Source organism: Agrobacterium sp. 22094, assembly GCF_052046015.1.
GTDB lineage: Bacteria > Pseudomonadota > Alphaproteobacteria > Rhizobiales > Rhizobiaceae > Agrobacterium > Agrobacterium cavarae.
This window is the reverse complement of record NZ_JBQEPX010000002.1, coordinates 489114-512596: the sequence shown is the minus strand read 5'-3', so window position 1 is coordinate 512596 and position 23483 is coordinate 489114. Positions and strand designations below refer to the sequence as shown.

The 23483-nt window shown below is 57.7% G+C and carries 24 protein-coding genes; 9 read left to right on the top strand and 15 right to left on the bottom strand.

The genetic code is table 11. From position 1 onward, the window contains the following. The first annotated feature begins 132 nt into the window (after positions 1-132). Complete coding sequence (locus tag ACTJK5_RS14790) at positions 133-324, top strand: hypothetical protein (protein WP_440612794.1); 192 nt, start codon at positions 133-135, stop codon at positions 322-324. Between the two features lie 164 nt (positions 325-488). Next, entirely contained in the window at positions 489-644 is a 156-nt protein-coding gene (locus ACTJK5_RS14785) for a hypothetical protein (RefSeq protein ID WP_440612793.1), read from the top strand. Here the strand turns inward: ACTJK5_RS14785 and ACTJK5_RS14780 are convergent. Beyond that, positions 641-1195: a DNA-3-methyladenine glycosylase gene (locus ACTJK5_RS14780; protein WP_440612792.1), complete on the bottom strand. Its 555-nt coding sequence runs from the start codon at positions 1193-1195 to the stop codon at positions 641-643. The two genes, ACTJK5_RS14785 and ACTJK5_RS14780, sit on opposite strands and share 4 nt — an antisense overlap. A gap of 111 nt (positions 1196-1306) precedes the next feature. On the opposite strand from ACTJK5_RS14780, the gene ACTJK5_RS14775 reads away from it, so the two are divergent. The 3 genes from ACTJK5_RS14775 to ACTJK5_RS14765 all read left to right on the top strand — a co-directional run bounded on the left by ACTJK5_RS14775 (position 1307) and on the right by ACTJK5_RS14765 (position 4164). After that, positions 1307-2086 (top strand): SDR family oxidoreductase, encoded by a 780-nt coding sequence (locus ACTJK5_RS14775; RefSeq protein WP_440612791.1) that lies wholly within the window; start codon positions 1307-1309, stop codon positions 2084-2086. A 204-nt stretch (positions 2087-2290) separates the two neighbouring features. After that, on the top strand, positions 2291-3295 hold the full coding sequence (locus ACTJK5_RS14770) for a L,D-transpeptidase family protein (protein ID WP_062424582.1): 1005 nt from the start codon (positions 2291-2293) through the stop codon (positions 3293-3295). 122 nt (positions 3296-3417) lie between these two features. After that, positions 3418-4164: a L,D-transpeptidase gene (locus tag ACTJK5_RS14765; protein ID WP_062441819.1), complete on the top strand. Its 747-nt coding sequence runs from the start codon at positions 3418-3420 to the stop codon at positions 4162-4164. A gap of 20 nt (positions 4165-4184) precedes the next feature. Here the strand turns inward: ACTJK5_RS14765 and ACTJK5_RS14760 are convergent, their stop codons facing one another. The 3 genes from ACTJK5_RS14760 to ACTJK5_RS14750 are packed head-to-tail and all read right to left on the bottom strand — an operon-like array spanning position 4185 to position 7115. Then, entirely contained in the window at positions 4185-5213 is a 1029-nt protein-coding gene (locus tag ACTJK5_RS14760) for a sensor histidine kinase (RefSeq protein WP_062441816.1), read from the bottom strand. Positions 5214-5226: 13 nt separating this feature from the next. Continuing rightward, positions 5227-5664 carry a response regulator gene (locus ACTJK5_RS14755; protein WP_062424082.1) on the bottom strand — a complete coding sequence of 146 codons (438 nt, stop codon included), beginning with the start codon at positions 5662-5664 and terminating at the stop codon, positions 5227-5229. Continuing rightward, positions 5661-7115 (bottom strand): sensor histidine kinase, encoded by a 1455-nt coding sequence (locus ACTJK5_RS14750; protein WP_113227512.1) that lies wholly within the window; start codon positions 7113-7115, stop codon positions 5661-5663. The genes ACTJK5_RS14755 and ACTJK5_RS14750 overlap by 4 nt, the downstream gene beginning before the upstream one ends. Positions 7116-7336: 221 nt before the next feature. Here ACTJK5_RS14750 and ACTJK5_RS14745 point away from each other — a divergent pair, with 221 nt between their 5' ends. Beyond that, positions 7337-7756: a hypothetical protein gene (locus ACTJK5_RS14745; protein WP_440612790.1), complete on the top strand. Its 420-nt coding sequence runs from the start codon at positions 7337-7339 to the stop codon at positions 7754-7756. Between the two features lie 152 nt (positions 7757-7908). Further along, complete coding sequence (locus tag ACTJK5_RS14740; protein ID WP_062424583.1) at positions 7909-9090, top strand: low temperature requirement protein A; 1182 nt, start codon at positions 7909-7911, stop codon at positions 9088-9090. 132 nt (positions 9091-9222) lie between these two features. Here the strand turns inward: ACTJK5_RS14740 and ACTJK5_RS14735 are convergent, their stop codons facing one another. The 5 genes from ACTJK5_RS14735 to ACTJK5_RS14715 all read right to left on the bottom strand — a co-directional run bounded on the left by ACTJK5_RS14735 (position 9223) and on the right by ACTJK5_RS14715 (position 14791). Next, entirely contained in the window at positions 9223-10356 is a 1134-nt protein-coding gene (locus ACTJK5_RS14735; protein WP_440612789.1) for a PLP-dependent cysteine synthase family protein, read from the bottom strand. Between the two features lie 254 nt (positions 10357-10610). After that, positions 10611-11363, bottom strand: coding sequence for an ABC transporter ATP-binding protein (locus ACTJK5_RS14730; protein WP_440612788.1), 753 nt, complete (start codon positions 11361-11363; stop codon positions 10611-10613). After that, positions 11357-12424, bottom strand: a complete 1068-nt coding sequence (locus ACTJK5_RS14725) for a FecCD family ABC transporter permease (protein ID WP_440612787.1) — start codon at positions 12422-12424, stop codon at positions 11357-11359. Before ACTJK5_RS14725 ends, ACTJK5_RS14730 begins: the two co-directional genes overlap by 7 nt. A 1-nt stretch (position 12425) precedes the next feature. Further along, positions 12426-13562 carry an ABC transporter substrate-binding protein gene (locus ACTJK5_RS14720; RefSeq protein ID WP_440612786.1) on the bottom strand — a complete coding sequence of 379 codons (1137 nt, stop codon included), beginning with the start codon at positions 13560-13562 and terminating at the stop codon, positions 12426-12428. A gap of 95 nt (positions 13563-13657) precedes the next feature. Then, complete coding sequence (locus ACTJK5_RS14715) at positions 13658-14791, bottom strand: ABC transporter substrate-binding protein (protein WP_062600074.1); 1134 nt, start codon at positions 14789-14791, stop codon at positions 13658-13660. A 109-nt stretch (positions 14792-14900) separates the two neighbouring features. Here ACTJK5_RS14715 and ACTJK5_RS14710 point away from each other — a divergent pair, with 109 nt between their 5' ends. Then, positions 14901-15710: a class I SAM-dependent methyltransferase gene (locus ACTJK5_RS14710; protein ID WP_440612785.1), complete on the top strand. Its 810-nt coding sequence runs from the start codon at positions 14901-14903 to the stop codon at positions 15708-15710. Between the two features lie 40 nt (positions 15711-15750). On the opposite strand, the gene ACTJK5_RS14705 is transcribed toward ACTJK5_RS14710, so the two are convergent. The 6 genes from ACTJK5_RS14705 to ACTJK5_RS14680 form a co-directional block, all read right to left on the bottom strand. Next, complete coding sequence (locus ACTJK5_RS14705) at positions 15751-16596, bottom strand: dipeptide ABC transporter ATP-binding protein (RefSeq protein WP_162686348.1); 846 nt, start codon at positions 16594-16596, stop codon at positions 15751-15753. After that, the gene (locus ACTJK5_RS14700; protein ID WP_440612784.1) at positions 16593-17459 is read right to left on the bottom strand and encodes an ABC transporter ATP-binding protein; all 867 of its coding nucleotides are present in this window, start codon (positions 17457-17459) and stop codon (positions 16593-16595) included. Before ACTJK5_RS14700 ends, ACTJK5_RS14705 begins: the two co-directional genes overlap by 4 nt. A gap of 1 nt (position 17460) precedes the next feature. Next, complete coding sequence (locus ACTJK5_RS14695; RefSeq protein WP_062424092.1) at positions 17461-18378, bottom strand: ABC transporter permease subunit; 918 nt, start codon at positions 18376-18378, stop codon at positions 17461-17463. Between the two features lie 15 nt (positions 18379-18393). Continuing rightward, on the bottom strand, positions 18394-19398 hold the full coding sequence (locus tag ACTJK5_RS14690; protein ID WP_440612783.1) for an ABC transporter permease subunit: 1005 nt from the start codon (positions 19396-19398) through the stop codon (positions 18394-18396). A gap of 146 nt (positions 19399-19544) precedes the next feature. Continuing rightward, positions 19545-21143 carry an ABC transporter substrate-binding protein gene (locus tag ACTJK5_RS14685; protein WP_062424094.1) on the bottom strand — a complete coding sequence of 533 codons (1599 nt, stop codon included), beginning with the start codon at positions 21141-21143 and terminating at the stop codon, positions 19545-19547. Positions 21144-21452: 309 nt separating this feature from the next. Continuing rightward, the gene (locus ACTJK5_RS14680; protein ID WP_062441784.1) at positions 21453-22145 is read right to left on the bottom strand and encodes a superoxide dismutase; all 693 of its coding nucleotides are present in this window, start codon (positions 22143-22145) and stop codon (positions 21453-21455) included. Positions 22146-22426: 281 nt separating this feature from the next. On the opposite strand from ACTJK5_RS14680, the gene ACTJK5_RS14675 reads away from it, so the two are divergent. After that, on the top strand, positions 22427-23479 hold the full coding sequence (locus ACTJK5_RS14675) for a sugar phosphate isomerase/epimerase family protein (RefSeq protein WP_153310600.1): 1053 nt from the start codon (positions 22427-22429) through the stop codon (positions 23477-23479). Positions 23480-23483: the final 4 nt, after the last annotated feature.

The window sequence follows — 23483 nt, the reverse complement described above, 5'->3', positions numbered from 1 at the left end:
GCGTCTGCGTCATAACGATTCGTCAAATTAAAGTGTAGTAAAGTTGGTACCTAACGGACATCGTTTGCCGCTATGAGGAGGAACGTAGCGTCGGCTGATGCGTTAGGTTGAAACTTCGAATGGGAGGAAGCCATGTTCGATTTTTTGAAGCCAGCTCACACGATAGTTGAGAATGACGAGGAGACCGGCACCTATGCCGATGCCTTGCTTCAGGTTCCCGAGTTGCAGTTGACCAATGCAGTGCACGAATATGGCCATGACGCCCATACGCGTGACTACGGCGATCAGCGCGAGATCGCGCGCAGCTCACTTGGATTTGTTTGAGTTCGAAAAATAGCCGGCAACCCTTCCACGGACTGGGACGTTACAACGTCATGTCAGGAGAGCGGGCAGCGTGGTCGCAAGAATGGACCGATCCGGCGAACACAGTGGACCGGACGGCGATTTCTGGGGACCGGCTGCCCGCATACATTTGGAGATAAGACGCGATGGGTATTGTCCCGACAGAGCCAGACCCCACGACGCCGCCAATCCTGCCGCAGCCTGAAGTCCCTCCAATCCAGGAGCCGGAGCCTGACCGCCTGCCGGACGAGGCGCCCAATCCCAACCCCGATGAGAACGATGAACCACCGATGGTAGTTTAGGCTAGAGGACTGAAAGGCTTGCTGAGATGAGGCGAGCCTTTGGCGCCGAAACGCCACGGCAGGTCCACAGCCTTAGTAATGCCGATACGCGGCCCGGCGACGATTTCTGGACCGGTTCCACTTGAACGGAGCAGGACCGGTTGCTCAAACACAGACATTCCATCGGCGTCGCCGGCGATCGCAAGCGCTTGGCAGAGCTTGCCCGGACCGGAGCATAGGTTCCGCAAGACATCAGTTCCGCGTCTCATCTTCATCAGTTCCACGCCCGTTTGAGGTTCAAGCGCGCGAATCAAGACCGCCGAGCCAGAGGTGCACACGATGTTGGCGCACCAATGAATTCCATAGGAGCGGTAGACATAGAGGTGTCCTGGCGCACCAAACATGACGCGATTGCGCAACGTTGGCCCGTTGAAGCTGTGCGAGGCGGGGTCGTCAGGTCTATAGGCCTCTGTCTCAACGATGATGCCGCCCGTGCTGTGAAAGCGAAATTCCATTCCGATCATTGCCCTGGCAACGACCACCGCATCTCTATCGAAAAAATCCTTGTTCATCCCGGCATGGTGACGCGCGCAGGCGCCGGGAACAACCCGTATTTTATCCAGTTTAGTGGATCAGCCACTCGTTTTGGCCAAACGCTACTGCCATCAACAAGGAGACCGCCAATGGCGCAGGAAAAAGTTGCACTCGTCACCGGTGCGGGATCCGGTATTGGTCGTGCGTCCGCCATCGCTCTTGCCAAGGATGGATATGCCATCGGTGCGCTCGGGCACACTGCCGATGAACTCGAAAAGCTCGTTGCCGATATCGAGAAGGATGGCGGCGAGGCTCTGACGCTGGTTGCCGACGTCGCGGATGAGGCTGCAATGGATCAGGCCGTCACCCAGCTTGCTGAAAAATATGGGCAGTTGGATGTTGTGGTGGCGAATGCCGGCATCAACGGCGTCTGGGCACCGATCGACGACCTGAAACCGGAAGAGTGGGATAAGACCATGACCGTCAATCTTCGGGGCACCTACATGACCCTCCATAAGACGGTGCCGCATCTGAAGGCCGCCGGTGGCGGATCGATCGTTATCATCTCATCCATCAACGGCACACGCACCTTCACGTCGCCGGGTGCCACGGCCTATTCAGCCACCAAGGCCGGGCAGCTTGCGATGGCGCAGCAACTGGCGCTTGAGCTTGGCCAGTACAAAATCCGTGTCAACGCGATCTGTCCAGGTGCAATCGAGACGAAGATTGACGACAACACCGATATCCGTAGCTCCCATGAAACGGAAATCCCGGTCGAATGGCCGGAGGGCGACATCCCCATCACAGGCGGGGAGGCGGGTCTGAGCGAGGACGTTGCCGATCTCGTGGTGTTTCTGGCCAGCGACAAGTCGCGTCACATCACCGGTACGCCGGTCTGGATCGATGGCGGTCAGGGACTTTTGCGATAGAAGGACTGCCATTCGTCGCGCTCACGTCGTTGTGTGTCTATGATTAACGGACTCGTAACGGAAATTCACGACTCTTTGTCCATTCGGGTGATTGCCGTCATGTGGTCACCTTCTTTAGTTAGTCACGCGACAAAGAGACGGGCAAGACGTTCCATGAGCACTTCGGCAAAATCGGGTTTCGTAGCGACGAAGCTTCGAGATATCATGATCGCATCGGCGCGTGCCGCAGCTGTCGTTGGGCTGTGTGCGTCGCTTGCTGCCTGTACGTCCATGGGGTTCGACAGCGCGTCGAAAGAGCCGCCTAAATTATCCTCCAAGGTTGCTGCCGCCATGTCTGCCAAAGGCATGAAGCCGGAAAGCCCCGTGCTTGTGCGGATTTTCAAGCAGGAAAGCGAGCTGGAAGTCTGGAAGGTTGACAAGACCGGTAACTACGCCTTGTTCAAGGCCTATCCGATGTGCCGGTGGTCCGGCAAGCTTGGTCCCAAAACCAAGAGCGGGGATAGACAGGCGCCCGAAGGTTTCTATCATGTCTCTTCCAGCATGCTGAACCCGAACTCGCAATATTATGTCTCTTTCAACCTCGGCTATCCGAACCGGCTTGAATCGGCGCTCGGCTATACGGGTGAAGCGCTCATGGTGCATGGCGCCTGTTCTTCGTCTGGCTGCTACGCCATGACGGATGCGCAGATTGGCGAGATCTATGCGATCGTCGAGCGTGCCTTGAAGGGCGGCCAGGATCGCTTCCAGGTTCAGGCCTACCCGTTCCGCATGACGGCGAAGAATTTGGCGGCTTACAAGAATGATCCGAACTTCCCCTTCTGGCGGACGCTGAAGGACGGCTATGACTATTTCGAAGTCACTCGCCGTCAGCCAAAGGTCTCGGTCTGCGGTCGCCGCTATGTGTTCAACGCAGAATTTGCCGGCGGCGAGCCGGCCGATCCGCTGGCAGCCTGCCCACCCGCTGTCAATCAACTTGACCCGCAAGTGGCCTCGCGGCTCGACGTCGAGAAGCAGAAGCTCGATGTTGCCATGGCCGGTGGAACTTCAAGCGTCATGAATGCTTATGTCGATGGCGGGATGCATCCAAGCTTCCGCGCTATTTTGAAGAACAGCGGCGCAAAGGACATGGCGGGTCGTGTTTCCGGCACGAAATATCCGATAAGCCGCCCGGAAGCAGCGCTCGCCGATCCGTTTTCCGGAGCACGATGACGATGGCATCGGCCTGAACATCGGAACCGATTTCGGCAGGCACGATGCATAGATTTAAGAAGGTGGAGTGTCTTTTGGGTGGCCAATAGGACGCACGGCGCTCCAGTTGATGAGGATTTGGATTGAATAACAATGAAACGACACGCCGAAGCTTTCTGTTCGGCACCGGCGGACTGGCCCTGACGGCCCTGGCAGGATGCACCACTACGCCGCGCGAGACAGTGGAAACACGCCCCAGAGTCGATCCGTATTACGCCGAGGTCTATGGACCGAAGCCGGATGAGCAGTTCCCACTGCCGGCGATCCCGTACCAGAAAATCGATCCGCAATTCTACCGCCAGATGGTCGAGAACCCGACCGGCGAACGGCCAGGAACCATCGTTGTCGACACGGCGAACCACTTCCTCTACCTCACCTATGAAAACAACCAGGCGATGCGTTATGGTGTGGGCCTGGGGCGTGCCGGCTTCGAGTGGGCGGGCAGGGGTGTCATCCAGTATAAGCGCCAATGGCCGCGCTGGACACCGCCCGATGAGATGATCGCGCGCCAGCCGGAACTTGCGCCTTACAGCTCCGCAAACGGGGGCATGGCTCCGGGTCTGATGAACCCGTTGGGAGCACGTGCGCTTTACATCTTCAAGGACGGCCGCGACACGATCTACCGACTGCATGGCTCGCCGGAATGGTGGACGATCGGCAAATCCGTGTCGTCGGGCTGCGTCCGCCTGATGAACCAGGATATTGTTGACCTCTATAATCGTGTGCCTGACGGCACCCCGATCGTTGTAACGTCGCTTGCTCCGCCTTCGCAGGTGATGGCTGGTGCGCCTGCGCCGCAAATCGTCGCTGGTTTGCCGGGTACTTACTAATTGAAAAGAGCGTTGCCGTGTCAGGCAGGCGGCGCTTCCCATTCCACGCAGATGCGTGTTCCCGAGTGCGCCTGAACGCTGCTCTGCTCGACCGTCGCCTTCAGGCTCTGGGCCATGGCAGAGATGAGCTTTGTGCCAAGCCCGGTGCCTTGCGGCTTCGGCTTGCTTCCCATCCCCACACCGTCATCTTCGACGGTCAGTTGCAGCTTGCCCTCGCGAATTTTGAGCGAGATGCGGATATCCCCGTCAGCGGTAGGGTAGGCGTATTTCAACGAGTTCGTCGTAAGTTCGGTCACGATTACGCCGAGTGCCACCGCCTGGTCGGGGGCCGCGCTGATCGTCTCCATGTCCGTCTTGATGCGAATACGCTCATTGTCCGGGCCGGATTTCGCTAGCTCGTTGATGATGGAAGAGAGATAGGCGTCAAGATCCACCACACCCATATTGTCGGCGGTATAAAGACTGCGATGGACGCCGGCGATGGCTGAAATTCGGTTCTGCGTTTCCGATAGAACAGTGCGCGCCTCCTCGCTGGAGGCTGCGATCATCTGCATGCGGATCATTGCCGAGACCAGCGAAAGGCTGTTGGCGATGCGATGGTTCATCTCTTTTGCCATCAACTCAGCACGTTCCTTGGCGCGCACGAGAAGACGCTCGGCCTCTTCCTTCTCCTTGCGAAGCTGGAAATTGGCACAAACCTGTTCGATGGAGGTCAGGAGCAGTGGAAAGAAATCGTCGGCGACTGTCTTGATGACGTAGTCGGCAGCGCCCGCCTTCAATGCGTCGATGGCGATCTGTGCCTCACTTGCGCCGGTGACATAAAGAACGGGCGTATCGCGGCTGCGGTCGCCGATGGCATTGAGGAATTGCAGGCCGGTGCCGGTGACGAAATAATGGTCCAGCACCACGGCGTCGAATGTCCCGGCATTGAATTTCTCAAGCCCAAGGACGACGGACGGTGCATGGTCGACCTGAACGCCGTGCCGACCCAGCACGCGTGTAGCGAGCCGCGCGACAGTGGGATCATCATCGACATAAAGTATATGCACCGCGTTTACGCCTTTATGGAACCTGTATCACCGAGAAGAAGAGGCCGAGGTTTCTGATCGCGGTGGCAAAGCCTTCGTAATCGACCGGCTTGGTGATATAGACGTTTGCACCGAGATCGTAGCACTTCTGGATTTCAGTCTCGTCGTCCGTCGTCGTCAACACGACCACAGGCAGACGCTTGGTATGCTCGTTGCTCTTGATCTGCTCCAATATCCTGATTCCGGACATGTCGGGAAGATTAAGGTCGAGAAGAACGAGAATGTAGCGGTCCTTGCTGACAAGGCCGTCGCGGTTCGGTCCGAGAATGTAGTCCAGCGCCTTGTTGCCAAGCGTGAAGGGCACGATCTCGTTGTTGACGCCCGCGCGTCGCACGTTCTTCTCGATGAGGCGCGCATGCCCTTCATCGTCTTCGATCATGACGATCGTGACTTCCTGGCCGGTGATTTTCATATGTCGTTACCTCGTGTGATTTTCCGCAGATCAGTTGGCAAGGTCAGATGGAATGTACTTCCCTTGCCTAGTTCCGAGGCGACGGTAATGTCCCCGCCTAAATTTCTTATTAGCGAACGCACATGTGCGAGTCCAATACCTTCGCCCTGCTGATCTTGATCGCCGGCGCGCCTGAAGAGTTCAAAGATCCGTTCCAGGTCGTCTTCTGCAATACCACGTCCGTTATCGGTAATGTCGAGCCGCACGATACCACGTCCCTGCGGCATGATGCGCGCTGAAATGCGCAGTGGACGACCTTTCATCTGATACTTGACGGCGTTGTCGAAAAGATTTCCAAGGATCTGATCGAGAGAGATCCGGTCGCTGATGACGGTGAAGGGCTGCACGTTGACGTCGATCTCGCCGTCCACTGCAGAAACCTGGTGTTGAACGCTTGCGGCCGCTACCGCCAAAAGCTCTTTCAGATCGACCTTCTCCGCCTGCAGCTTGCGGCGGCCATCGCGGGAAATCTTCAGGATGGCATTGATCAGCTGGTCCATCTTGCGGGTGGACGATCGGATGAAACCGATTGCTTCCGGCAGATCTTCCTTAACAGCCAACCGTGCGTCTCTGATCTCATTTTCCGAGAGTGTGGCACCATCGGCCAGCACATAGCTTTCGATAGGTTTCAGCGAGGCTTCGAACTCAGACAGAAAGCCCATGATGTTGACGAGCGGCGCACGCAGGTCATGCGTCACGATATAGGCGAAACGCTGGATTTCCTGATTGGCGCGTATCAAGTCACGGGTGCGCTCGTTAACGCGTTCTTCGAGGCCACGATTGAGTGAATCGACCTCCTCGCGAGAGCGCATCAGTTCGCCGACGTATTTCGCGATCAGAAAAAGAGCGCCACCCACAACCGCGATGATAGCGATAGCGCCGCCGATCGTCACCCAGCGAAGATTGTCCGCCGCTTGCAACTGATCGTTGACAATGACGCGCAGCCGGTCATCCGTCACATCCTGAAACTCATCCAGCGTGTTGCGGATTTCCTGCATGTAGATGAGGCCTGTATCGGCGCGGACGATATCGATCGCCTCATCGATCCGTCCCGCATTCACAAGATCAATCGTGCGACCGATTTCGGCGATCTTGGCATCGATGGCGGTCTGAAGAACAGGAAGCTTCCCAGTATAGATCGGCTTGTTCTGAACGCTGGCCACAAGCCGCTCACGCTTTTCCGCCAGCGTCTGCAAGGCTTCCCTATATGGTGCGAGATAATCTTCCCTGCGGGTCAACAGATAACCGCGCTGACCGGTCTCCGCGTCCTGAAGGGTGGTGAGTACGTCCAAAATTGCCGAGCGGATTCGGCGGAGATCTGCGGTCTCACGGGAATAGTTATCGTTCTTTTCAACGAGCCAGAGCGATGCCCCGACCATTCCGATCAACAGGGCTATTCCGAGCCCCAGCATGACCAGGGTTCGCCTGACAAAAGGAGAGAGTTTGACCAATGACGTCCCCACATCTCAATCGGCACAGTTGCCCGGCATGTCGCAATGCGCAGTTGAAAACGACCTATGCCTATCCTGTTGTTTATGCAAGTTCATGCAGTCTTACCAGCGGGATAGTACGGTTTCGCACAAAAGACTTTGAGTGACCTTAGAGTAGTGGAACCAAAATTCCGGGTCCGCTGTTGTTGCTGCAAAGCTATACAGTTCTGGAGACCCCGATGAAACGGTTCGCAGCAGGCGCCGCAGCGCTCTTCCTATTGTCAACGACGACCGCCGTTCTGGCGCAAACCTACGAAGTCAGCAGCATCGCGCCGACCAAGAAAGCCTCATCGAACAGTGCTGTTGTGAAGAAGCCAAAACTGGCAAAGCGAGCGAAAACTGCCGTGGCTGCTAAAACGGACGCCGCACCGAAAGCCGAGATCGCCCCTCGAGCCGAGAGCGCTGCTACTTACATCGTCGACGTGTCCGGAAAGCGCGTGCGCCTCATCGGGCCACGTTTTTATCCTGACAATTCCAACGAGGTGGAGTTGGCGGGGCGCAAAGACGCTTTGATGAGGGAAGCAGCCCTGATGAACACTTCCCTTTCGACGGCGTCGCGATAGGGTGCTCGCTGCCAAACCACGTTACACATAAGTGCAGCGGTTTTGTGATACTGGCATGCGATAAAACAAGGACCTGAAGCGTACAAGTGGATCTGAAAGATCGCGACACGCTTCATGCGAAGGAATGGCCTTGCATCCACTTGGGGAAATATATGACGGATAGCAGGGGAAGCGGGTGGATCAGGCCTGACGATGACGAGTCGCAAAAGGCCACGTTTCCAGAATTATTCTTCGATCTCGTTTTCGTTTTCGCGCTGATCCAGCTTTCCTATACTTTGACGGAAGATTTTGGCGCGACTGCACTCTACGAGGCCGCCATCCTCATTCTTGCGCTGTGGTGGCTATGGGTGCACATCACATGGCTCACCAATCTGCTGAACACCGATAAGGGGCCTGTCAGGATGTTCCTGTTCGGCCTCATGTTTGCCGGGGTGTTGCTCGCCATCGCTTTGCCCAAGGCATTCGAGAGCCAGGGGATCATCTTTGCATCGATCTATACGGTGATGCAGCTCTCCCGCTCGCTCTTCGGTCTTTATGTTTTCCACGGTGTCGACCACGGCAACTCCAAGACTTTCGGCAGGATCACCGTATGGCTGGTGGTATCCAGCTTTTTCTGGATTGCCGGCGGGCTGACCGATAGCTTGACCTATCGCTTGATCCTGTGGACGGTCGCGATCGCCATTGAATATATCGGGCCGCTCGTGCGGTACTATGTTCCTGGCATACGTGCCCATGACGACGAGCAGATTCTTCTTTCGGGCGAGCACCTTGCGGAGCGATGCGCGCTGTTCGTCATCATCTGCCTTGGTGAGACGATCCTCACGACAGGCAAGACGGCGACGGAATATATGAATTCCGGCCTGACTTTCGTGGTGTTCTGTGCGGCCTTCCTCAGCACCGTCATCATGTGGTGGATATATTTTCACCATGGGCAGGAGCAAGCCTCTGAAAAAGCCGAGGAGACGGCCGAGCCGGAGAAAATCGTACAGAACCTCTTCAACTACGGCCATCTGCCCATCGTCGCGGGGATCATCCTGACGGCTGTCGGAGAGGACTTCAGTCTTTCAAACAGCCATGATCCGGCGACGCTCAGAGAGTCGCTTGCGATCATGGGCGGGCCGATCCTGTTTTTGCTCGGCAATATCGGCGTTAAGGTTGCGGCATCCCACGTGAGGCCGGTGTCGCACTTCGTCGGTGTCGGTGTGCTGGTGGCACTCCTCTTCGTCCCAGATGTTCCGCTTTATGGTCTGCAGATTGCCAGTGCAGCCATTCTGCTACTCGTTGCGATCTGGGAGTATGTGGCGCTTCGTAAAAATGCCGAGGCGATGGGGTAGGTCGGAGTAGAACGCCAAACAACCGGTCGTGGCTCAAAGACTCTGGAGCCGTCTTCTCTCGACAAATTACGACTTGCCGAGAGCGTCGGCAGCGTCCATCGTGCTGCCATGAAGAACGGTTCTAAATAGCGCCTATGATAGCCTTACGGCGTCGAAGCTGCTGAAATCGCCCGTGTCGATGAAAGCCTCCACCATGGCCTTGTAGGGACCTATATCGATCCTGTTTTGAGTGAGCCACTCCTGATTGTAGTACGTTGCGGCGTATCGGTCACCACTGTCGCATATCAGCGATACGAGCGAACCCTCCCGTCCTTCCTTCATCATCGCTGCCGCAATCCAGCATACACCGAAGAAATTGGTGCCGGTGGAGCCGCCGACGCGCCGGAAGAGGCGCTCTGAGAGGACATGCATGGCAGCGATCGATGCCGCGTCCGGTATCTTGATCATGTGATCGATGACGCCGGGAATGAAGGAGGGCTCGACGCGCGGGCGGCCCACGCCCTCGATGCGTGACGGTGTCGAGCAGGTGACGTTGCGGTCTCCCGACATATAGGATTGGTAAAAGGCCGAGTGCTCCACGTCCACCACACACAGTCGGGTCGGAAGATTGCGATAGCGGATGTAGCGTCCGATCGTGGCGGAGGTGCCTCCGGTGCCGGCATTCATCACCACCCATGAAGGCTCTGGATGCTCTTCGCTCTGCATCTGGTCGAAGATGGATTCCGCGATATTGTTGTTGCCACGCCAATCCGTTGCACGTTCGGCATAGGTGAACTGGTCGAGATAATGGCCCTGCGCTTCCGCAGCCAGCTTCTCCGCAACGGTATAGACTTCGGAAGGGCTGCCGACGAAATGACAGCGACCGCCGAAACGCTCGATGGCCTCCACCTTCTGGCGGCTGGTGGAGTGTGGCATGACGGCGATAAAGGGCAGGTCGAGCAGATGCGCGAAATAGGCCTCGCTGACCGCGGTGGAGCCGGACGAGGCTTCTACGAGCGTCGTTCCCTGGCGGATCTTTCCGTTGCAGATGCCATAGAGGAACAATGAGCGGGCGAGGCGATGCTTGAGGCTGCCGGTCGGGTGCGTCGACTCGTCTTTCAGATAAATCGATATGCCGCGCAGGCCGTTGAAAACAGGTTTGACAAGATGAGTATCTGCCGAGCGGCGACCGTCGCCTTGCAGAATGCCGATGGCGCGACGCGCCCATTCGCGGTCTTCGCATGCTGGCAGCGGGGTGATTGGAGGTGTGGAAAGACACTCATGCATGGAAGTTGGACTCCATCTGGCCCAAACGGCCCGCCGCGCGCGATGCCTCATTCAAATATTTTATCGAAGCGACAGTTTCCATAAAAATATGCTCCCATGAATAGATATGGAAGAAGAATGTTCCATGGAATCGTCCTATCTTAGAACGGTGGTTTTGCAAAGTGGGCGGAGGCCAGCAGCGCGCACCGCAACGCAAAAATTTAGCGCCCTGTGATCGGATTGGCCTTCCAGAGCCTTCTCAGATGGCGATAGCGTTAGGCCGTGCCGTCCACCAGAACAAAGGGCTGTCCCCTCGAGCATGTTTCAATGCGCGCGTCCACCCGATAAATATCGCGCAGCATGGTAGGCGTGATGACATCTTCGGTCGCGCCACTCACCACCATCTGGCCACCGGCAATCAAGAGGGTATTTTCGCAGTAGCGTAGCGCATGGTTCAGATCGTGAAGCGCAATCAACACGATCATGCCCTCGCGACGGGCGAGGCTTGAGATGAAGTCCAGCACTTCCACTTGCCGATGAAGATCGAGCGCTGAGGTCGGTTCGTCCATCAACAGCACTTCCGGCTTGCGGACCAGTGCTTGGGCAAGCGACACGAGCTGACGCTGGCCACCGGACAGTTCGCCAAGTCCGCGGAAGGACAGGTTGTGGATGTTGAGCGCCTTCAGGATCGCGTCGATCTCGGCAAGTTCGTCGTCGCGAACTTTCCAGCCGCTTCCCTGCTTGGCAGAAAGCAGGATGGATTCGTAAACCGTGAGCACCGCATTGGCGCCGGTGTCCTGCGGCATATAGCAGATGGTCTTCGGCCCTTGCTCCGTTTGAGATAGCGTCACCACGCCGGGGCCGGAAATCAGGCTGGCAATGCGCTTGAAGAGCGTGGATTTTCCGGCTGCGTTCGGGCCGATGACAGCCGTGACGCTCCCTGCGCGGAGCATATCCATAGTGACATTGGAAAGAACGGTGGTGCGTCCGTATTTCGCGCCGACATCCTGTAGAGCCAAGGCTACCATGCGCGTCTCCTGTTGGAAAAAATCAGGATGAAGAAGAAGGGTACACCAACGAGAGCCGTGATCACCCCGATTGGCAGAACGGCGCCTGGGATCAGCATCTTGCTGACGACGGAGGTGACAGAGAGAAGAAGCGCGCCGCAGATGACCGAGCCGGGCAGGAAGAAACGCTGGTCCTCACCCACCACCATGCGGGCAATATGCGGGCCGACGAGACCAACGAAGCCGATCGTGCCGACGAAGGACACAGGAATGGCGGCCAGCAGGCTGACGGTCAGCATGGTCTGGAGGCGCAGGCGACGGACGTTAACGCCCATGCTCGCTGCCTTGTCATCGCCAAGGCGGAGCGCCGTCAAAGCCCAGGCGTTCTTCATGAAGAGCGGCACGGTCAGCACGAGAATGGCGGCGGTGACATAGACCTTCGCCCATGTCGCCTTGGTGAGGCTGCCCATGGTCCAGAAGACGACCGCTGCCAAAGCCTGTTCGGAGGCGAGATATTCCAGAAGCGAAAGGGCCGCATTGAAGGTGAAGACCAGTGCGATGCCGAGAAGCACGATGGTTTCGACGCTGACGCCGCGCATGGTGGACGCAAAGTGAATGAAGAGGGCGGCCAGCATCGCCATCAGGAAGGCGTTGATCGGTACCATATACTCCACCGCGCCTGGGAAGATCGCAATGCCGCCGACAAGCGCCAAAGCAGCGCCAAAGCTTGCCGCTGCCGAGATGCCAAGCGTGAAGGGGCTGGCCAGAGGGTTCGAGAGGATGGTCTGCATCTGCGCGCCCGCGACAGAAAGAGAGGCGCCGACGGTGACCGCCATCAAGGCAATCGGCATGCGAATGTCCCAGATCACCACGCGAAGCTGGTTGGCAACCGCCGCCGGATCGAAGATGGCGCTTACCACGTCTGAAAGCGTGTAACGCGCCGGCCCCAGCGCCATGTCCGTCGCAATGCTGAGGCACAAAGCTAGAAGAAGACCGACGAGGATCAGTATGCGGCGGCCGGCAAGGGCGCGGTATTGATGCCCTCCGGTCGTCTCCACGGGCGTTTCGGTGACGGAAGCCATTTTAGTTTACGCCTTTTTCGAGGGAAACGAAGTAGCCAGGCTTGTAGCTGACGGGTAAGAATTGCTTGTGGAAGTCCGCGAAATTCTTCTCCGGATCGAGATCGGCAAAGAGATCGGGATGAAACCACTTGGCAAATTGCTGGATGGGGAAGAACTCGTAAGGGGCGCCATAGAACTGGTGCCAGACGGCGTGGACATTGCCTTGCTTGACTGCCGTCAGTTCAGGAAACGGCGTGCGGGTCATCAGCTTGGCGAGACGCTCCCGCGCCAGTGTCATATCGGCGCCGCGGCCAACAGGCACGAACTGGTTGATATCGGATTCTGCCGCCCAGTTCGAGCCCGTAACGATGATGTGGGCTGGATCGGAGACGACGAGTTGCTCCGGGTTGAGATCACCGAAGGTGGTCTTGATCACGTCAGAAGCAATATTGTGGCCACCGGCCTCCTCAACCATCGCGCCAAAATTGACCGGGCCGAAGGTACGGCAGCAGGTGTTTTCACCGGAGATACCCGGCGCGCGCTCTATGAAGACGCCAGGACGTTTCAGATCCTTCACGGTCGCCAGCTTATCGGTCACCAGCGCGATCTGCTGGCGGCGATAAGCCATGAATTCGTCTGCGCGCTGTTCGGCACCGAAAATTTGTCCAAGGGCGCGGATCGAACGTTCGGTGTTCTTGTCCGGGTCGAGCCGGAAATCGAGATAGACGACCTTGATGCCGGCAGCGGCGGCCTTCTCTTCGAAGCCGCTTTCCTTTGCGCTCTGCTGGGCCTCCAGGTTCAGCGTGATGACATCCGGGGACAGCGCGATTGCGGCTTCCAGGCTGAACTCGCCTTGCGGCAGATAGCCAAAGCGGGGCAGATCCTTGATCTGCGGAAAGCGCTCGACGTAGGCCGTATAGCTATCCGGGTCCTTCTTGATGAGATCGTCCCGCCAGCCGACGATCGTATCAAACGTTTTGTCCCCCTTGAGGGCGGCTACGACGTGAACCTGCCGGGCTTCGCCAAGGATCACCCGCTTTGCAGGCAGATCCATCTCGACGGTGCGACCGGCCGCGTCGACGAACTGCGCCGACAAGGCCGGGGAGGAGAGCGTCGCAAGGAGAATGGTTGCAATGGTGCCAAGCGTTTTGAAAATCATGGGATGACCCTCTTTTAAAAACAGCATGGCGAGGCGGAGAGTGGCCGCCTCGCTTCGTTTGTTTCTGACCTGGCTCGGCCATCGTCTTCTCTGTTTTACGTGTCGTTTTTCAGAGACACGAAGTAGCCGGGCTTGTATTCGAGCGGCAGGAAACGCTCATGCAGTTCCTTGAAGGTCGCCTCAGGATCGAGATCCTTGAAGAGATCGGGATGCAGCCACTTGGCAATCTCCTGGATCGCGACGAATTGATAGGGGTTGTTGTAGAACTGGTGCCAAATAGCGTGAACATTGCCGTTCTCGACCGCCTTGACGCCGGTAAAGCCCGGGCGCTTCGTCAGCGCTTCCAGCTTGCGGCGCGCTTCCTTCAGATCCGCACCGTAACCGACGCCGACCCAATTGCCGCCGGGCACATAAGCGTCCCACTTGCCACCGGTGATGATGATCTGGTCTGGATTGGAGGCAATGATCTGCTCGGGGTTGACCGTGCCGAAGGTGCCCGGAATGATGCCCTTGGCCATGTTGATACCGCCGGCGATCTCGACCATCTTGCCGAAATTCTCATTGCCGAAAGACATGCAGCAATCGTCCGAATATCCGCCGGCGCGCTCGACGAAGACGACGGGCTTCTTCGGGTTTTCCTTCTCGAGCACGTCGGTCACGCGCTTGATGCTGTCGGAGCGGAACTTGATGAAGTCTTCCGCGACCGCTTCCTTGCCCATCAGCTTGCCCATAAGACGCATGCTCGGCTCGGTGTTCTCCATCGGCTTTTCACGGAAGTCGACATAGACCAGCGGAATGCCGACCTTGCCAAGCTTCTCGATATAGCCGGCTTCCTCCGTCGCTGTCTTGGCATCGATGTTCATCAGGATGACATCGGGCTTCAGCGCAACCGCCTGTTCGATATCGAAGGTACCGTCCTTCATGCCGCCGAACTTTGGCAGCTTGGCGATATCCGGATACTTCGCCAGATAGGCCTCATAGGTTTCCGGATCAGCTTTCGGCAGATCGTCGCGCCAACCGACGACGTGTTCGAAGGGGTTGTTCTTGTCCAAAGCGGCGAGAAAATAGATTTGGCGGCCTTCGCCGAGAATGACGTGCTTGACCGGCACATTGACCTCGACATCGCGTCCCGTGACGTCCTTGACCGTCACTTTTTCAGCAAAAGCCGGCCATACGGTCGAAACCAGAAGGCCCATTGCAAGAACTGCGGATCTGCCTGTAATGCGCATTGAAATAGCTCTCCAATAAAACTTTTGGCGCTTTAAGATTTTATGATTGCGTTCGTCAAGTTTTATCTTTTAGAGCAGTTCTCAACTGCAATGGTGAAGGTCGGCCAGCATGGACAGCGCAAATGACTACGGAAGCAACTTTGGTCTGAAGGACGAGATCAAGGCTTATTGGTCCGCTCGCGCTGCGACCTTCGATCTTTCACCCGGACATGAAATCTTTTCCGAGGATGAACGCGCCGCCTGGCATCGCCTTGTGCTGAAGCATCTGGGGGCGGGTGAGGGGAGGCTGGCGCTCGATCTCGCAAGCGGCACGGGCGTCGTCTCCCATCTGATGGACGATCTCGGCTTCCGCGTGACCGGCCTCGACTGGGCAGAGCCCATGCTGGAGCGGGCAAAGACCAAGGCGAAGAGCCGCAACCGACAGATTGCCTTTCGTATGGGCGATGCGGAAAACACCATGGAGCCGGACGCGAGCTATGATGTGGTGATCAACCGCCATCTGGTCTGGACCTTGGTCGATCCAAAGGCCGCCTTCTGTGAATGGATGCGGGTTTTGAAACCCGGCGGGCAGGTGCTGATCGTCGATGGCGATTTCGTCAATGTCAGCCGCATGGAGAAGGTCCTGAAAGACCTGGCGAACTGGCTGCAAAGGCGCGGGCTTCTCAAGGCCGAAGCGGTGCACATGCCGCCGGATATGGCCGGCACGCATAACAGCATTCTATCCCGCGTCTATTTTTCCAAAGGTGCCCGTGCCGAGGCGGTGGCAGCATTGCTGCGCGATGCCGGCTTCGAGGACGTGACGATCGACACCGATCTTCGCGACGTTCACAAGAGCCAGGCAAAGAACTGGAATGTCCTGAAGGCTGCGGCCCGTGGCGTTCAGCACCGCTACGCGATCTGTGCGCGCAAGCCAGGATGAAAAAAGCCCCGGATTTCTCCGAGGCTTAAGGGTCGTGTGATCAGCCGGCCTTGGCCATAGCCTTGGCGGCCATGCGGGCGCGGATCGATTCCACGTCTGCCTTGGGCGTCGCCGCAAACAATGTTCGGGTATAGCTGTGCTTGGGGTCGGAGAAGACCTCGTCGCGGGTGCCATATTCGACCGCTTCACCGAAATACATCACCATGACTTCGTCGGCGATATACTTCACCACCGACAGGTCGTGGCTGATGAAGACATAGGTCAGACCGAACTCGTCCTGAAGGTCGGCAAGCAGGTTCAGCACCTGTGCCTGAACCGAGAGATCGAGCGCGGAAACCGGCTCGTCCAGCACGAGAAGCTTCGGATTGAGCATCAGTGCACGCGCAATGGCGATACGCTGGCGCTGTCCGCCGGAGAACATGTGCGGATAGCGGTTATAGTGCTCGGGGCCGAGACCGACGCGCACCAGCATGTCGGTCGCCTTTTCGCGGCGCTCGGCGGCAGACATTTTGGTGTTGATCAGCAGCGATTCACCCAGCACATCGCCGATCTTCTGGCGCGGGTTGAGTGAGCCGTATGGATTCTGGAACACGATCTGCACCTTCTGGCGCATGTCCGCCGTCAGGTGGCCGGGACGTGTGTCCATCTTCTCGCCATCGATGAAGAGTTCGCCGGATGTGGGCTCGTCGATGAAGGTCAGCATGCGGGCAAGGGTAGACTTGCCGCAACCGCTTTCGCCGACGATTGCCAGCGTCTTGCCGGTCTCCAGCTTGAAGGAAACGCCCTTGACGGCATGAACCGTCTTGCTCTGCTTCAGAAAGCCGCCAGGGATATGATAATCCCGCTTCATGTCGCGGACTTCGAGCATGATCTTGTTGTCGCTCATGCCGTTTCTCCCCCAATGCTTGCGGCTGGCGTCGGTGTGCCATCGAAGAACTGCGATACGGTCGTCAGGCGATCGCCCGTTGCGTTCTCCGGCAGCGCCGCCAGAAGTGCCTTGGTATAGCTGCTCTTCGGGTTTTCAAACAGAGTGAGCACGTCGGCCTCCTCCATCTTGCGCCCCTTATACTGAACCACGACGCGGTCGGCCGTTTCCGCCACCACGCCCATGTCGTGGGTGATCATGATCAGGCCCATGCCGGTTTCGGCCTGCAGGCGCATGATGAGATCGAGGATCTGCTTCTGGATCGTCACGTCGAGCGCGGTGGTCGGCTCGTCGGCGATCAGCAGCTTCGGATTGCAGGCAATCGCGATCGCGATCATCACGCGCTGGCACTGACCGCCAGACATCTGGTGCGGATAATTCTTCAACCGCTCTTCCGGGTCCGGCAGACCGACGAGCTTGAAGAGTTCGATCGCGCGTGCGCGACGTGCCTTCTTGTCGAGGCCCATATGGATTCGCAGAACTTCCTCGATCTGGAAACCAACCGTGAAGCACGGATTGAGGCTTGCAACCGGTTCCTGGAAGATCATGGCGACATCCTTGCCGATCAGTTTGCGGCGTTCGGATGCGCTGAGATTCTGGATATCCTTGCCCTGGAAGAGCATGCGGTCGGCGGTAATGCGTGCCGTCCAAGGTAAGAGGCCCATAACGGCCAGCATGGAGACGGACTTGCCGGAGCCAGACTCGCCGACGATGGCAAGCACTTCACCCGGATCGACCGAGATCGACACGCCATCCACGGCGCGGAACCAGCCATTGGCGGTTTCAAACTCGACGGTGAGATTATCGATTTGCAGAAGTGCCATATCAGGACCTCTTCAGTTTCGGGTCGAGCGCATCACGCAGACCGTCGCCCATCAGGTTGATGGCAAGAACGGTGATGAGGATGGCAAGACCTGGGAAAGTGACGACCCACCATGCGCGCAGAATGAATTCACGCGCTTCGGCAAGCATGGTGCCCCATTCGGGTGCAGGCGGCTGCGCGCCCATGCCGAGGAAGCCGAGAGCGGCTGCGTCGAGAATGGCGTTGGAGAAGGAGAGCGTTGCCTGGACGATCAGTGGCGCTGTGCAGTTCGGCAGGATGGTGCGGAACATCAGACGCAGAGGACCGGCACCGGCAAGGCGCGACGCAGTCACATAGTCCTTGCTCTTTTCCGCCATCACCGCGGCACGGGTCAGGCGCACGAAGTGCGGCTGAAGAACTAGCGCAATCGCGATCATGCCGTTGGTCAGCCCCGGTCCCAGAATGGCGACGAGAACGAGCGCCAGAAGCAGCGAGGGGAAGGCCAGGATGATGTCCATCAGACGCATGATGGCGGTGTCCAGCCAGCCGCGATAATAGCCGGCCAGAACGCCGATGACGACGCCTGTAGTCAAGGACAGCGTGGTGACGAAGACACCGATAAACAGCGAATACTGCGCGCCGTAGATGAGGCGGGACAGAATATCGCGGCCGACCGGGTCGGTGCCGAGCAGGTAGGTCAGGCGTCCCCCTTCGACCCAGGCGGGCGGCAGAAGGACAGCGTCACGATACTGTTCAAATGGCGAGTGCGGCGCGATGAAGTGCGCGAAGACGGCAATGATCACGAGCGCGAGGAAAACATAAAGGCCGATGACGGCACCCTTGTTTTCCGAGAAATAGAACCAGAATTCCTTGAGCATCTGCTTGCGCATGGCGGCAGAGGAAACCGGTGCTGCGGTTTTGGTAATGGCGGTATCGGCCATGAAGCGGTCCTCCCTTTAGTGCCGGATGCGCGGGTTGATCAGGCCATAGAGGAGGTCAACGATGAGGTTGACGACCATGATGATGCCTGCAATCAACAGCAGACCACCCTGAATGACCGGGTAATCGCGGCGGAAGACGGAATCGACCATCCACTTGCCGATGCCCGGCCAGGAGAAGATCGTTTCGGTGAGGATGGCACCTGCCAGCATGACGCCGACCTGGAGACCGATGGTGGTGATGACCGGGATCATGGCGTTGCGCAGCGCATGGATGCCGATCACCCGGAAGTGAGACAGGCCCTTGGCGCGTGCGGTGCGCACATAGTCTTCCGACAGCACTTCCAGCATGGCCGAGCGCGTCTGGCGCGCAATGACGGCGAGCGGAATGGTGGCTAGCACGATCGAAGGCAGCGCCAGATGGCTAAGCGCGGAGGCGAATGCCCCCTTCTGCCCGGACAGCAGCGAGTCGATCAGCATGAAGCCGGTGACCGGCGGGAAGTAGAACATCAGCGAGATGCGCCCCGAAACCGGCGTCCATTGCAGAATGCCGGAAAACAGGATGATCAGCAGCAGGCCCCACCAGAAGATCGGCATGGAATAGCCCACGAGCGCGATACCCATCAGGCCCTGATCGAAGACCGAGCCACGCTTGATGGCCGCAATCACACCTGCCGGAATGCCGATACAGATAGCCAGGATGATGGCGCAGAAGGAGAGTTCGACCGTTGCTGGGAAGAGTGCGAAGAACTGATCGATGATCGGCGACTTGGACACGATGGACGTGCCGAAATCGCCAGTCAGGATGCCCTTCAGATAGTCAAAATACTGGATCACCAGCGGACGGTCGAGACCGAGCGCTGCGCTGATCTGCGCATGACGCTCTGGCGACATGACGCGTTCGCCGGACAGCAGTGCGACCGGATCGCCCGGCAGAAGCCGGATGAACAGGAACGCGATGATAGAAACCCCGATGAATGTCGGGATGAGCACGGCAATACGCCGCACGAGAAAGCCAATCATGAGAAACCTTCGATCTGTTCCTTGAGGAACCTATGCTCTGGCACGAGGCAGTTTCGCCTGCTTATTGGTATGTTATGAGTGCCGCATAAAGGAACTGCCGCGCATCTTTGAAAAGATGCGCGGCATGTCTTGTTTGGGTGCAGCGATTACTCGGTGATGTCAACGTTTTCGAACGTGAAGTCACCCAGCGGGCTCTGAACGAAGCCCGTTACTTCCTTGCGCATCGGAACGATGGACAGGGAGTGGTCGAGCGTGGCCCAAGGTGCTTCCTTCTTGAAGACAACCTGAGCTTCTTCGTAGAGCTTGGTGCGCTCGGCCTGATCGGTCGTAACCTTGGCCTTCTTCACCAGATCGTTGAACTCCTTGTTGCACCACTGTGCACGGTTGTTACCGCCAACAGCTTCGCAGCCGAGCAGCGTGTCAAGGAAGTTGTCCGGATCGCCATTGTCGCCGGTCCAGCCGAGCATGACGGCGCCGTCACGGTCCTTGGCCTTGGAGCGGTCGAGATATTCGGCCCACTCGTAGGAGACGATTTCAACCTTGACGCCGATCTTGGCGAAATCATCCTGGATGATTTCAGCCGCGCGACGGGCGTTCAGCATGTAAGGACGCGAAACGGGCATCGCCCAGACCTTCATGGAAAGGTCCTTCACGCCGGCATCTGCGAGCATCTTCTTGGCAGCGTCAAGATCGTAGGTATCGTCTTCGATCTTGTCGTTATAGGACCACATGGTCGGCGGCAGCGGGTTCTTGGCAGGTGTTGCCATGCCCTGGAAGACAGCGTCGACAATGGCCTTCTTGTTGATGGCCTTGTTCAGCGCCTTGCGCACTTCGACCTTGTCGAACGGAGCCTGGGTGGTGTTGTAGGCGAGGTAGGCGACGTTGAGGCCTTCCTGCTCCATGACCTTGAGGTTCGAGTCCGACTTCATGGACTGAACGTCAGCAGCGTTCGGGTAAGGCATCAGGTGGCATTCGCCAGCCTTGAGCTTCTGGTAGCGAACGGCAGCATCGGTGGTGATGGCGAAAACCAGATCGTCGATCTTCGGTGCGCCGCCCCAATAATCCTTGTTGGCCTTGTAGCGGATGACGGCATCCTGCTGGTAGCCGACGAATGTGAACGGACCAGTGCCGACCGGCTTCTGGTTCAGCTCGGCCTGCTTGCCTTCGGCAGCGAGCTTGTCGGTGTATTCCTTCGAAACGATCGAAGCGAAAGGCATTGCGAGGTTTGCGAGGAAAGGCGCTTCCGGGCGGTTCAGCGTGAACTTGACCGTCATGTCGTCGACTTTTTCGACCGACTTGATCAGTTCAGGGAAGCCCATGCCGGCTGCATATTCCCAGGACGTGCCCGGAACATACTGGTGCCATGGATTGTCGGTCTTGATCTGGCGCTCGATGGAGAAAACAACGTCATCGGCATTCAGGTCGCGGGTCGGCGTGAAGAAGTCTGTGGTCTGGAACTTGACGCCAGGACGCAGCTTGAAGGTGTACTCCTTGCCGTCCTTGGACACTTCCCAGCTCTCGGCGAGACCTGGAATTGGCTTTGTGGTGCCCTTTTCGAATTCCAGCAGGCGGCTGTAAACGGTGTGTGCAGCGGCGTCGAAGGTGGTGCCGGCAGTGTAGAGGCCCGGATCGAAGCCTTCAGGAGAACCTTCGGAGCAGTAGACGAAGGTTTTCGCGCTTGCCACATTTGCGAAGCACGTCGCCGAAAGCAGAGCGGCGGCGATGATGCCAAATTTGTATCTCATATGTGAGCTCCCAATTTTTTGTAACCGGCTCGCTTGTCCCGCGAATGCCGACTGATCGTCGTTATAAGAAAGTCTTTACATACTCAAGCGAACACTGAAACGATTCATATGATTTTTGATCAAATATTCAACTTACCGCGATCTGATACTATTTTAGGCGAAATCATTAGAATGTTATGATCGTTGAATTGCTCAAATGCGATATATCCTTCTATCGCCGTGAGGAGCGGGCATACGGAAGCGCCCCGCGAGATGCAGGGCGCATGGGGTGGATCACGATGGTTCAGTCGTCGATTGCGCCGACGAACCTCAAGCCGCAGAAATCTTGTCGCCGACGAAGCGCCAGTTCACGAGGTTTTCCAGCACGGCCTTGATATGGGCAGGCTTACGGTTCTCATAATCGACGTAATAGGCGTGTTCCCAGGTATCGATGCCGAGATATGCCGGGCGACCAACAGCGACAGGATTGTTGCCGTCTTCATATCCGACCAGCGCGAGCTTGTTGGAGTCATCTCTTGTGAGCCATACCCAGCCGGTGCCGAAGACCTCATCGGAAGCCGCGACGGCCTTTTCGATGAACTTATCGTAGCCACCGAATGCGGCGTTGATTTCATCGGCCGTTTTTCCCTCTGGCCTGTTCGGACCGCCGGGAACAAACTGGTCCCAATAGAAAATGTGGTTCCACGCTTGCGCGGCGTTATTGAAGATCTTCTTGTCTGCCGTCTTGCCGTAGGACGCCGTCACAATCTCTTCCAGCTTCATGTCCGCATAGGGCGTGCCCTTCGAAAGCGTGTTGAGCTTGTCGAAATAGGCCTTGTGGTGCTTGCCGTAATGAAGGCCCACCGTCTTTGCCGAGATATGCGGCGCCAGCGCGTCCTCCTTGAAGGGAAGTGCAGGCTGCTCGAAAGGAGCCGCGGCATGGCCGATGGACGGCGTTGAAAGAACCGTGGCAGCAGCGGAGGCGGCGCCGGCTGCAAGGACTGCACGTCTGGTCAATATCATGGCGGTTCGAAGCTCCTGGTGATCAAAGGTTGAGAACGGATAACCACAGCAACTGCAAAAGGTTTCCCGCACTGGCTTCGTTTGAGACGTTCTCCCGAAGTTGTTATCGCGAGCGAGACGCGCTGCGAAGCTTCTCCAGCGGTCGGCGTCGCCACCGTGCAATTTTTAGCGGCGCGAGCGACATTCAGGGTTGCACGAAATTCTGGAGCGGTTAGCTTGTCCGCGGTTGCGCGGCGGAGGCTTGGTCCGTTCAACTGTATCGATACAGGAGGAAGTCAGAGATGAAGACGATCAAGGGTCCCGGTTTGTTTCTGGGTCAGTTCGCGGGAGATGCCGCACCCTTCAACAGCTGGGACGCGATCACCAAATGGGCCGCTGAAAAAGGGTATGTCGGCGTTCAGGTGCCGACATGGGCGAGCCAGTTGATCGACCTCAAGAAGGCGGCGGAATCCAAGGATTATTGCGACGAATTTGCTGGCATTGCGCGCCAGAATGGTGTCGAAGTGACCGAGCTTTCGACCCATCTTCAGGGTCAGCTCGTCGCGGTTCACCCCGCCTATGACGAAGCCTTCGACGGTTTTGCAGCACCGGAAGTGCGCGGCAATCCCAAGGCACGGCAGGAATGGGCGGTCGATCAGGTCAAGCTCGCCTTGAAAGCATCGCGCAATCTCGGCATCGATGCACACGCGACATTTTCAGGCGCTCTCGCCTGGCCCTTCATCTACCCGTGGCCGCAACGTCCTGCAGGCCTGGTGGAAACGGCATTCGACGAACTTGCTAAACGCTGGACACCGATCCTGAACTTTGCCGATGAGCAGGGTGTCGATGTCTGCTACGAAATTCATCCAGGCGAAGACCTGCACGATGGCGTGACCTTCGAAATGTTTCTGGAGCGTGTGAAGAACCACAGCCGCGCCAACATGCTCTATGATCCCTCGCACTACGTGCTGCAGTGCCTGGATTATCTCGACAACATCGACATCTACAAAGACCGCATCAAGATGTTCCACGTCAAGGATGCCGAATTCAACCCGACGGGACGCCAGGGCGTCTATGGCGGCTATCAGGGTTGGGTCAACCGCGCGGGCCGCTTCCGCTCGCTTGGCGACGGCCAGGTCGATTTTGGCGCCGTCTTCTCCAAGATGGCGGCCAATGATTTCGATGGCTGGGCAGTCGTCGAATGGGAATGCGCCTTGAAGCATCCTGAAGACGGTGCGCGCGAAGGCGCTGAATTCGTCAAGGCACATATCATCCGCGTGACGGAAAAGGCCTTCGACGATTTCGCCTCCAGCGGTACGGATGATGCGGCCAACCGGCGCATGCTCGGCCTGTAATAGA